This window comes from Parazoarcus sp. PS-13 R2A, from assembly GCF_057621855.1.
On the sequence record NZ_JBYEXN010000046.1, the window covers coordinates 1 to 6,528 of the forward strand.

Consider the following 6,528-nt stretch of genomic DNA (forward strand, 5'->3'; position numbering starts at 1 on the left):
CGGCCATTGCTGCCGTCAAGCGTTTTTCCACTATTCGGCTGATCTCGGTATCAAAGCAGTCATTCGACCGCACGAGCTATTGCTGGACAGCTCTACTGAGTCCTTCAAGGATAGGGCAGTCGGGTCGGTGAACTGACCATGGAACCACACCGAAAATTCATGGGCCGGGCGCAGAATGGTGACATGATTGATGTTTGCAGGCATTGGTTTAAGCGGACGCCGAAGACAATTCCTGCCGAACTGGAAAGGGGTAGCAAATACGGAATTGTGACGCGGATGAGGCTTGTCGGAACCGAACTCGTTGGGAAGTGGTAGCCGACACCCAGTCACCAAATTGAGCCAAGTAAATTGATTCGTACACATCAATCATATTTCTTCATCTCCTTGACATCGATTCGTTGCGACGGGTAGAGTCCGTTCCTGTGTGGATCACATCGATTGGCATCACTGTCTTTGCCAACTAAACATCTCCAACGAAGCATCCCCGTGATGCTTTGTGGCGGCACCCCTAGATCAAAATTTGAGTTCACAAGGCTTCGTTTGCTTGTCTGCGTAAGACAGTACGGGTTTGCTCGTGCGTAACAGCTTCGGCTGAGACAGGCGTGGAGAATTTGATGGACCTCGAATCTTTGCTGCGCTCAACGCGCACCACTACCCTTTTAGTTCAAAAGCCTGGCCTTAACGTTCCTGAGTATTGGGACATTCCGCTATCAGGGCTTCACCACGAGCAAATCAGGGCATCTGTTTCGGAGTTTCGCACCCAGAGGCAGAAGGCTGGCGAGAAGCTATCTCAAAATAGTCTCAAGAACAGCGACTTGCTCGATAACGTCGCAATCGCTTTGGGCGCTAGATCGTACAAGCACTGGCTGCACGAGGTCGAACCCGCACTCGACAGATTTGCAGAAAAGCATGGTCTCAAAGAACCGGCAGATCTGGTTCGCTGGGACGAAGGCCCGTTTGGATACTCGCTCACGGCGCGTCAGATTGCCGACCGCCTGTTCAACTCTGGCCACGACCACCCCAAGCGATTATTTACAGGTGCTGGCAATTATCTCTTTGCCGCCAAAGGCTACGGGAGCATAGACCTGTCTGACGCGGCAAGGAGACTGACGGGTAATATGGATTTCCCGTTCCTGCCCCACACCGAACAATTCCTCTTTGCATCTACTCACCACGACCAAGTGGTGCTGCGTGCTGAGCGACTGGATCGTTGGAGCGCCAATGTTCCGGACCACCTCGATCTGACGGCACAGGCCTTGGTGCTCAAGGCTTTCGATTTCAACCTGACTTGTGCCTTGAACTTGTTGGGTGACTCCCTGGTTGATCCAGTGGTCGCACCGGTAGAGCTTGAGCTTTACAACGCTAGCGATGAGGAGAAAGAGGAATACCTCCAGTTGTTCCAGATTTTCAGAAGCGAGATCAATCGCACCGATGTTGGCTGGGTCGATGTCATCCGCTTTAGTGAACACATCGTCTTTCTGCGTGCGCCCGATGGTCGCTTCGATTGGGTCGTCCGCGATCAACGCGAAGCCCCCTTCTCCAGAAACGACCTCTTTCCGATTTTTCGATCTGAGGAGTTGCCGGACGCGATGGACGGCAAATCAATTCAGGCCCATCTGCACTACCAGAAGGGCCTTTGGTTAGACCAGACAAAGCACAAGGCGGAGCACCACCACTACTTCTCAGGTGGAACTCCAAGGAATCACCCCGGAATAGAGAAAATCGTCGAACGTTTTCTGGCTGCTACCGAAGGCCACAAGCCGACCTACCAGCCGCGTGCGGAACGCAATCTTCAGTTCACCGCACATCCACTGGCCAACAAATGCTTGATGGTCTCAGATCTGATTTCGATTGCAGAATTTCAGAAATTTATTGATGCCGAATGGGGCCTGGTTCGAGGCAAGAAGTCAGAGGCCACAAAGCGTGGCTGGCCATCTTTACCGTCAATGAATGTGCTGGATCCAGCGAACCTGCCGGTATGCCTGACCTGGTACGACGCAATTGCCTACTGCAAGTATATTGAAAAGACTGAGGGCTTGCCGGTTCGCTTGCTAACCATTGAGGAATGGCAAGCGATTGCTCCTTCCCGAGAGACCATCAAGGCGCTCGGAGCGAAGGCTCAGGCCCATGTTGTTGAGGCGGTGAATCTCGAAGGAAAGCTGCTTGAGCCTCCAACCTACGGGATTGAGTACATCACTCGCTTCAGGAGTGACCTGTGCTGGGTTCGCAACGATCAAGGGCTGGAGTTCCTTTCCTCACTGACGTTTGGCGAGTGGCTGGGTGACTACAAAGGCTCTGCACCCAACAATGTCTGGTCACCGGTAGCGTGCACAGCCAGCGGAATCGCACTTGGTCGCGGCCCCTTGGAACGTGAGTTCTTTGAAGCTTGGTACATCGGGAAGAACAACCATCTCAAAGTTGGTTTTCGTGTTTGTTACGTCGCTGAACTAAGCAGCTAACCCGGATCTAGAGCGCAAACATGAAAAACAATCATCGTAGTGATGAGGGTGATGTTCGCCATTTTGTTGAAGAATTGGTCCTCAACTGGCACCTGACTGAGGCATGCAACTACCGCTGCAAATACTGCTATTCGGCATGGACGAAGCCGAATGCGTCGAGGGAACTTCATCGGGATCAGCAAGGCGTAGTTCGGCTTCTGAGCGAGATCTTTGAGTTCTTCAGACCGAACAGCCCTGCCAATCCCCTAGCCAAAAAGCTGGAATGGAAACATCTTCGACTGAGCATCGCGGGTGGTGAGCCGACGCTTCTCAAGGAACGCCTTGGTTTTGTCATCGCCACAGCACGGAAAATTGGGTTCCGTGTCTCACTAATCACCAATGCGAGCCACCTCGATCAAGCATCGGTCACAGAGTTGGCTCCGCATTTGTCCTGCCTGGGGATCAGTCTCGACTCCGGTCATGCGATGTCGAATAGCCTGATTGGTCGAGTTGGTCGGTTAGGCCAGGGAAAATCAGCTAGCGAAATTGGTAGCCTGGTGAAATCGGCCAGAGAAGCAAATCGATCGATTTCGATCAAGATCAATACGGTCGTCAATGCGATCAATGCCGGTGAAGACATGACCAGCACGGTCAATCAAATCGCACCAGAGAGATGGAAGGTGCTTCGAGTATTACCAGTGCTCTCCCCTGCTCTATCGGCCACCAATGAGCAATTTGAGGGATTCGTTTCTCGGCATGCCTTGCTGTCGTCGGTGATGTCAGTCGAAGACAACCAGGACATGGTGAAGTCCTACATCATGGTCGATCCCCTTGGCCGCTTCTTCCAAAACGCGTTGGGCCAGGCCGATTACACATACAGCCGCCCAATTCAAGAGGTTGGCGCTGAAGCTGCCTTTATGGAGATCGGGTTTTCCCCGGAAAGATTCGCTCAGCGCTACAGAAGTGCTCGCGTGGCGGAGGCTGCATGATGCGCTACAGCACGGACAAAGACATCAACAAGGATGTCGCGAGACTGGTTCGGATGGGCTGGCAATTCTCCCATCGCGGGAAGCATGGAAAACTTGTTCCTCCGACTGGGGGAACGTTTTTAACAGTCCCCTGCACTCCAGGTGATCGTTACAGCTTCAAGTGCTTCCGACGAGATATCGATCGCTATTTTCGGAGTGTTGCGAGGCACTAAGGCGTGGACAGGGACCGCATCTTCTTGGGTACGGCCTCTGTCATGCACTGCCCGCCCCAAATCCTAGCTCCGAGGGTGCTATGTTCTTAGCAATCTCCGAGTCTGGCAGCCAATTCTTCAATTTGCTTTTTGGATTTCCACAATGAATAACGCGTAAATGAGTGAATCAGAATTGCAAGCCCGGCAACATCGGAAGCTGGAAGACCACGAAATTCGGGGCGATTCAGTTGAACATCCTGCGAGCTAGTCGGTTTGCAGATCATGAATTAATTCTTGCTTGGTTGATGTCTCGAAAAGGCGACGCTTTAGCTTCAGTTGCTCAAGCAGGAAATTGTTGGCAAGCTCGAAGGAATCCAACAGCGTGTACCAGTTCAGGACGTAGCGCTTCATGCGTGGATCATCACTTACAAGTCCAAGCTCCCCTCGTGCGACCTGCCCATTGAGTCTGCTCTTGATCTCCGTGTCGGCCGATGAGATTTGCCGACCGATTAGGATAAGCTCGAAGCGCATTTTTTCGCTGCTGAATTCAGGATGCTTCTTGATAATGTTGGCGTAGTCGTCGAGTTGGCGTAGATGCTTGACGTTAAGCGAGATAGCGGGGCGCTTGATTTCGACGATGATGCAGCGATAGACCTTCTGGCCATTGGAGTCGACCGTAGGGATACGGCGAGCTAAGAAGAGATCAGTCTGTCGGCGTGCGCCGGCAATCTCGGTTTTATCATCCACATCGTCCGCGCCAATGCTATCGATCAGCGAGACCTTGTCGCGCATATCCTTAGCGATCTTCGTGAAGGTGTCCTCTTCGGCACCAATGGTCTCGTAGGCGGGACCAAACAACCAAGTGTTGTTCTCGATGATCTTCTGCAAATCCGGCGTTTCCGGAACCTCACGGTAGTGGTCGTTCATCAATGCCCGGAGTTTCGAGGCTGCTACCTGCCGGCGCTGTAGGACCTCGATGGTGGAGATGATGTTCTCCAATGTCGTGTGTTTGAGCTGGTCGGCAAGAGTCTTTACTGACGAATCATCGAGGTCGAGGACACTATTGAGAACTTCGAAAAGGGCGTCGTTCTCGTTGGAAACCGCCAGTCGATCCAACAGCCGGATGATGATCTTGCGCTGCTTTTTACTAGCTGCATTGAACACTGACGGGTCTGCCATGTAGATGGTCGTGACCAGTTGCTTCGCGTTGTCTAATCGCCACGTCTGCTCATCTGGAGACAGGCCAGCGTAGTCGGGAAAGAGACCATCCTCGACGTACTTCTCGACCTCCACTAAGGCTTGCTGGCGCAGGAATCTGTCATACACCGATTGCGTCAACTCACCGAGGTGCCGCACCAGCTTGCGCCACTCCGAGCACGTAGTTGTATGGGCGTTGGGCCGGAGAAGATCTTGGGTGGAGGCAAACGAGTCTGCCCATGGCGAACTGATATATATGCTGGTAAAGAAGCCGGACTTGTTGTTCAGGGTACTGAGCTGCTTGTGAACAGTCTTGCCTGCACTATCCAAGAGATATGTAAATGACTTCTCGGAACTGGGCCGTTCGTCCCAACGTATAACCTGCACATCGAACTGATGCCCATCAATGGTGAAGATTTGGTGCGTGATCTCATGGTCAGGGACAGGAATTGGTACGTCGTTAACCTTCAGTGATTTCAATGGATGGAGAGCGAGAAACCAGCCGAACTCAGTCGCAAATCTTGCAATGAGTTCAGCTTGACCCGGAAGATTGCATGAAAATGTGTCAAGCTTGACCAGAGTGCCTTTGGGCTGCTGCTGCAACAAGGGATGTTGTCCCTCTTCTGGAATCAGCTGAGCCTTGTAGTCCTTGATCGTCGTCGAATCGATTGTGATGTGCGCTTGGCCGGCAGCAGACTTTGTATACCAGTCCGCAAACTGACAGATACGGTGAAAAGCAAGTCGCCCTCGGCCATGAGCACCATGCTGTGCCGCATCCTCGTGTTTATCAGAGTCATTGAACCTGCCAAACGTTTGCTTCAAATTCGTCGGATCGACTCCATCGCCATCGTCAAGCACGGTGATAGCGGTAAGTGCTTGCATGTTGTTTAGCGAAATGGCAACCGCCACTTCGTTGGCTTTAGCGTCAAATCCGTTCCAGACGAGTTCGAACACCGGTTGCCAGGGTTCGATGCTTTTGAAATGTTTCTTGATGCCCTCGTTGCCAATTTCCGTTGTGCCGGAAATGTCTTCGTACGTACTCACGGGTCCCCCCCAATGGTTTTATACGCTTTGAGCGCGATGTATTGATCCTGGGCGGCAGTCCCCCCAAAAGCATGACAAGCCGAAGTTCAAGGTCTTTCGCTGGTAGCCTATCGAGTCGGGTAGAACAATGATGCTCGCTATGAAGCATGCATTGTAACTCCAGCAGTTTTCAGTTCTCGTCTGGCACAGGCTGGTTAGGTTCGAAAAACTCGTCCATGTTGACTTTCGTTCGTTTGATCGATTTCATCATACGTACCCGGAATTGGGCAGAGGAGGGCCGCTTACCGCCGCATTGTTGACCAATTAAAAGTCGCTCGAACGGCAACAATGGCCGAGAACCGGGAATCGACTTTTCGGCAGGTTTCGGAGTGGAGCGGTCGCTTGAATGTCCACGGTTGCACGAAGCTGACCGGCCGCTCGTGGCCGAAAGCACGCGGTGGGCACCGTCCCTGATAGCCGACGCACGCCACGGGCAGCTGACCGAACCGACGCGCACGGCTGTGGCTGCCTGGATCGCGAAGGCAGCCTTGAGGCCGGAAGACTTCCTTTTTCCGAGCCGCCTGCACGACTCTCCGCATGTCTCGACCCGACAGCACGCTAGGATTGTCGAACACTGGGGGGTGGCCGCTGGGTTGGATCCTTCCGCATAGGGTACGCACTCCATGCGGA

Annotated in this window: 4 protein-coding genes; 3 read left to right on the forward strand and 1 reads right to left on the reverse strand. The window is 52.9% G+C overall.

Annotated elements, in window-relative coordinates:
• Positions 1 to 138 precede the first annotated feature (138 nt).
• From AC22G6_RS21640 to AC22G6_RS21650, 3 genes are all read left to right on the forward strand, one after another.
• Complete coding sequence (locus tag AC22G6_RS21640) at positions 139 to 315, forward strand: DUF2026 family protein (protein ID WP_487368481.1); 177 nt, start codon at positions 139 to 141, stop codon at positions 313 to 315.
• 299 nt (positions 316 to 614) lie between these two features.
• Positions 615 to 2,459: an SUMF1/EgtB/PvdO family nonheme iron enzyme gene (locus tag AC22G6_RS21645; protein WP_487368482.1), complete on the forward strand. Its 1,845-nt coding sequence runs from the start codon at positions 615 to 617 to the stop codon at positions 2,457 to 2,459.
• A 20-nt stretch (positions 2,460 to 2,479) separates the two neighbouring features.
• A complete protein-coding gene (locus AC22G6_RS21650) occupies positions 2,480 to 3,427 on the forward strand; it encodes a viperin family antiviral radical SAM protein (protein WP_487368483.1) in 948 nt (315 codons plus the stop codon).
• A gap of 455 nt (positions 3,428 to 3,882) precedes the next feature.
• On the opposite strand, the gene AC22G6_RS21655 is transcribed toward AC22G6_RS21650, so the two are convergent.
• Entirely contained in the window at positions 3,883 to 5,859 is a 1,977-nt protein-coding gene (locus tag AC22G6_RS21655) for an ATP-binding protein (RefSeq protein ID WP_487368484.1), read from the reverse strand.
• Positions 5,860 to 6,528: the final 669 nt, after the last annotated feature.

What these genes read in the sequence shown, in the direction of transcription:
- AC22G6_RS21650 (WP_487368483.1), top strand. Translation starts at nt 2,480, where the DNA reads ATGAAAAACAATCATCGTAGTGATGAGGGTGATGTTCGCCATTTTGTT.
- AC22G6_RS21645 (WP_487368482.1), top strand. Translation starts at nt 615, where the DNA reads ATGGACCTCGAATCTTTGCTGCGCTCAACGCGCACCACTACCCTTTTA.
- AC22G6_RS21640 (WP_487368481.1), top strand. Translation starts at nt 139, where the DNA reads ATGGAACCACACCGAAAATTCATGGGCCGGGCGCAGAATGGTGACATG.